This window comes from Streptomyces sp. NPDC059900 (assembly GCF_050270335.1).
Lineage (GTDB): Bacteria > Actinomycetota > Actinomycetes > Streptomycetales > Streptomycetaceae > Streptomyces.
On the sequence record NZ_JBNNJZ010000614.1, the window covers coordinates 1 to 4,627 of the forward strand.

The following is a 4,627-nucleotide window of genomic DNA, read 5'->3' on the forward strand; positions in this document are numbered from 1 at the left end:
GTGTAGCGCAGTGCTCCGCGCCCCAGGGCCAGGGCGCGGACGGCGACGATCGCCAGGCTCACCGAGGCGAGCGGGGGCTGCTCGGCGGCGCGGGTGATCAGCCAGGCGGCGGTGGCCATCAGCGCGGCGGCGGCGAGTTCGCTGCCGGCCGCGGCGAGCAGGGCGGGCAGCAGGCGGCGCCAGTACGGCAGGAGGTTGCGCAGGAGACGCAGGGTGGCGCGGGGTGGGCGTGCCGCCGGGGTGGTCGCGGCGGCTTCGGCGGGGAGGGTCATCTGGCCACCGGCCTTTCTGCGGGGGCAGGTTGGGGGAGGGTGGTGGGCTGCTCGGGGCGGAGATGCCAGGGCGGTGGCGTACGGCAGCGGATCAGGTGCGGACGGCAGATGAAGCGCGCGGGAGGGGCCATCGCTCCTTTCCATCCGGCTGCTCTGTATCCGCCCTGCCGCAGCCGCAGAGGTGGTCCCACGCGTGACCGAAGCCGCAGGCACGACGTCCGCGTCCCGCCGTAACCGAGCGCCCCCGGCCTGTCCCGAGCGGCAGCCAACCGCGTGGTCACGGGGCCATCAGTCCCTCGGCGAGAGCGGGCGGCATCGTCGCCGCCGAAGAAGAAGCCGCGGTGATACGGCCTGCTTCGACGGTGACGATTCGGTCGGCGTGCGGCAGCAGGCTGGTGCGATGGGCGACCACGACCGAGGTCTTGCCGCGCATGAGGCGGACCGTGGCGCGGGTGACCGCGGCCTCGCTCCGGGGATCGAGGTGGGCGGTCGGCTCGTCCAGGAGCAGTACGGGGGCGTCCTTGAGGAAGGCGCGGGCCAGGGCGATCCGCTGGCGCTGGCCCGCGGAGAGCCCGGCGCCGTGCTCGCCGAGCAGTGTCTCGTATGCCCGGGGAAGTTCCTCGATGAAGTGGTCGGCGAAGGCGGCCCGGGCCGCCCGGCGGACCTGCGCGTCGCTTGCGTCGGGGCGTGCGAGGCGGATGTTGTCCGCGACGGTGGCGGCGAACAGGTGCGGGCGCTGGGGCACCCATGCCACCTGACTGCGCCAGTCGTCGGGATCGAGGTCGGCGAGATCGGTGCCGTCGACCGTGACCCGTCCCGATGCGGGGGCCGTGAAGCCCAGGAGCAGCGCAAGGAGCGTGGACTTGCCCGCGCCGCTCGGGCCGACCAGGGCGATGTGCTCGCCCGGGCGCAGGGAGAGGGAGACACCGCGGAGGGCGGGCGCGGCGCGGTGGGGGTAGTGGACCGTGACGTCGTCCAGACGCAGGTGCGCGGCGCGGGTGTCGGGCATCGGGGCGCGACGGGCAGGGCGCACCACGGGCAGGCGCGAGCCGTCGTCCTCGGCGGCTTCGTCGAGGACGGCGAACACCTGCTCGGCCACGGCGATCCCCTCGGCGCTGTCGTGAAAGGCCGCACCCGCCGCACGCAACGGGAGATAGGCCTCGGGCGCCAGGAACAGCACGACCAGGGCCGTACGAAGGTCCAACTCGCCGCCCAGCAGCCGCAATCCGACCGGCACGGCCACCAGTGCGACGGAGAGCGTGGCGACGGTTTCCAGGACGAAGGAGGAGAGGAACGCGACGCGCAGCGTGCGCAGGGTGGCCCGCCGATGGGCGTCGGCCATCTCACCCACCACCTCGGCCTGACGCCGCTCGCGGCCGAAGGCGCGCAGGGTCGCCAGCCCCGCCACCACGTCCAGGAAGTGCCCGCCCAGACGGGACAGCAACTGCCACTGCCGGGCGGTGCGCCGGGCGGTGTGCGCGCCGACCAGGGCACCGAACACCGGGATCAGCGGCAGCGTCACGACGATGATGAGCGCCGAGGTCCAGTCGGTCCACGCCAGCCAGCCGACCACTGTCAGGGGTACCACCGCGGCGGCCGTCATGGTGGGCAGGTAGCCGACGATGTACGCGTCCAGGGCGTCGAGGCCCCGGGTGAGCAGCGTGACCGTCTCGCCGTGGCGCCTGGACGTGAGCCGCAAGGGGTTGGTGTGCCGCAGCCTGCCGGTGATCCTCTCGCGCAGCGTGCGCTTGGCGTCGGCCGCGGTGCGCTGCGCGAGCACCCCGCGTGCCCAGGCCAGCAACGCCCGCAGCGTCATGACGGCGGCCAGGGCGGCGAGCGGAGTGCCGGGGAACGGGCGCCCGGCGAAGCCGTCGGCGAGGATCGTCGCTAGCAAGGTTGCCTGGGCGACGACGAGCCCGGCGGCGAGGAGCGAAAGCGCCGAGGAGTACGTCAGGTGGCGCCGCAGCACCGGGAGTTCGCGCAGCAGGCGGCGCTCGACGGGCTTCATTCCTGCGTTCCTCTCAGAAGTAGCTGGGGTGGCGGCGGCCCGTCCGGCCGCGGAAGGCCCACCAGCTCCAGGACTGGTAGGCGAGGATCACCGGGACCACCAGGACCCCGAACGCGCTCAGGATCTGCAACGTGGCGCCGTCCGTGACGGCGTGGTCGACGGTCAGGCCTGCCCCCGCCGAGCTGATCAGGAGGTACGGATAGTGGCCGGCCCCCACGAGCAGTACGGGCAGCGCCGTCGCGCAGCAGGTCGCCGCGAACGCCAGGATGTCGTGCCCGCGGGTCACGAACCACCAGGCAGCGGCGAGCGCCGCCGCGAACAGGGCGGCGACGACCGCCGAGGTTGCGCGGTTCGTCATCGAGGCGCCCGCACCGAAGAGCGTGAGCAGCAGCGCGAGAGAGCCCATGGCGGCCGCCCCGCGCAGCAGCAGAGCGCCCAAGTGCCTGGCTCGGGCGGCAAGTTCAGGTCCCGAGCGCAAGGCCAGAAACGCCGAGCCGTGCGCCGCGAAGAGCAGAGCGGTGGTGGCGCCGCAGGCCAGGGGGAACGGCGAGAGCACATCGCCGGCCCCGATGCGGAAGCTCCCGTCCGCGCGGCGGGGCACACCGCGCAGCAGCAGGCCCACGACGAGCCCCCAGCACACGGCGGGCAGGGCCCCGCCGCACACGATCAGTACGTCCCACCGGCGCCGCCCGCGTGCGCTGCGGGCACGGCGTCGCAGCTGGATCGCGGCGTTGCCGAGGACCAGGCCGACGAGGATCGCCACGATCAGCGGGTACAGGCCCGGCAGGAGGGTGCCTTCCAGGTGCGGGAAGGCACCGAACAGGACACCGGCGAAGGCGACCAGCCAGACTTCGTTGCCCAGGAAGAACGGGGCGATGGCGTCGAGGGCGGGGTTCTGGCCGGCGCCCCCGCCGTGACCCCCGTCCCGGCTCTCCCGGCTCTCCCGGCCGTCTTGGCCGAGGAGGAAGGGGTGCAGCATCTGTACGCCGTAGTCGTATCCGCCGAGCACAAAGTACCCGGCGAGCAGCAGGCCGAGGAGGGCCAGCCAGGCGGTCTCCAGAGTCATCTCGCTCAACTTTCCGTGGTGGCGGGGGAGTAGCGCCGGTCAGCAGGCAGGGTCAGAAGGCAGGCGCCGGGAGCTTCTCGTCGGGCCCGTCCCCCGGCCGCCCGGGCACGTCCTCGGGGAGCGGTTCGGTAGTGCCGAGCTGGGTGGCGTCCGGGCCCCGGAGGGCGAAGCGGGTGATCAGGGTCCAGTTCGTCACCGCGAGGGCGAGGAAAACGGTGATGAATACGGTGCAGGACACGGCGAGCGCGGCCGTACTGACGTGGGAGAGGGCGTTCTCGACCGTCAACTCGCCGTACACGAGCCAGGGCTGGCGCCCGACCTCGCGGACGACCCAGCCGCCCGCGGAGGCGATGAAGGGGAAGGGGAGTGTGGCGACAAGGACCCACAGGCCGGGACGCCAGCGCATCATGCGGTTCTTCCACAGCAGGATGACGGCGACGAACGTGATGGTGGAGACGGTGTTCCCGATGATCGTCATCACGTCCATGGAGATCCGCATCGTGTCCTGCCAGGGCACGTAGTCGCCGGGCCCGTGCTCATCGACGAGCTGCGCCTGCACCTCGGCGACGCCGCTGTTCTCCAGGACCGCGTCCTTCATGGGCTGGGTGCGCTCGATCACCGGCCGCTGCATCTCGCCGACGATGACGACAAAGAAGGAGGCGACCATGGCCACCCACAGCCCCAGGCGCAGGGAGCCGCCGAACAGCTCGCTCTCCTTCGTGTGCCGGAGGAAGTGCCAGGCGCTGACCCCGGCGATGAACACGCCGCCCGTCGTCAGCGCGGCCAGGGCGATGTGGAAGAGCGCGATCAGTGCGCTGGAGTTGGTGAGCAGCGCCCCGAAATCGGTCAAGTAGGCCGCGCCGTCGCGTACTTCGTAGCCGACGGGGTGTTGCATGAAGCCGTTGGCGACCATGATCCAGTACCCGGAGGCGTACGCGGTCAGGGCCACCAGCCAGATGAGCGTGACGTGCACCCCCCTGCGCATGCGGCCCCAGCCGAAGATCCACATGCCGAGGAAGGTGGACTCGGCGAAGAAGGCGATGAGGGTTTCCAGAGCCAGCGGGGCGCCGAAGACGTTGCCCGCGAACTTGCTCAGGCCGCTCCAGCTGAGCCCGAACTGGAACTCCATGACCAGGCCGGTGACGATGCCGACCGCGTAGTTGATGACGTAGAGCTGGCCCCAGAAGCGGGTCATGCGCTCCCGTACGGCCTTCGTGGCGGGATCACGGGTGAACGCGGCCCGGGTGTTCATGATCGCCACGAGGGGGACGAGCCCCATGG

Annotated in this window: 3 protein-coding genes and 1 pseudogene; all 4 read right to left on the bottom strand. The window is 72.1% G+C overall.

What is annotated here, in order from left to right; all coding sequences use genetic code 11:
• A pseudogene (locus ACQKIP_RS40315) lies at positions 1-272 on the bottom strand (thiol reductant ABC exporter subunit CydC); the annotation flags it as partial.
• Between the two features lie 277 nt (positions 273-549).
• Positions 550-2,280, bottom strand: coding sequence for a thiol reductant ABC exporter subunit CydD (gene cydD / locus ACQKIP_RS40320; protein ID WP_365856485.1), 1,731 nt, complete (start codon positions 2,278-2,280; stop codon positions 550-552).
• Between the two features lie 13 nt (positions 2,281-2,293).
• A complete protein-coding gene (locus tag ACQKIP_RS40325) occupies positions 2,294-3,346 on the bottom strand; it encodes a cytochrome d ubiquinol oxidase subunit II (protein WP_365856487.1) in 1,053 nt (350 codons plus the stop codon).
• 52 nt (positions 3,347-3,398) lie between these two features.
• The coding region (locus ACQKIP_RS40330) for a cytochrome ubiquinol oxidase subunit I (protein WP_427745313.1) at positions 3,399-4,627 on the bottom strand (1,229 nt) is incomplete at its 5' end.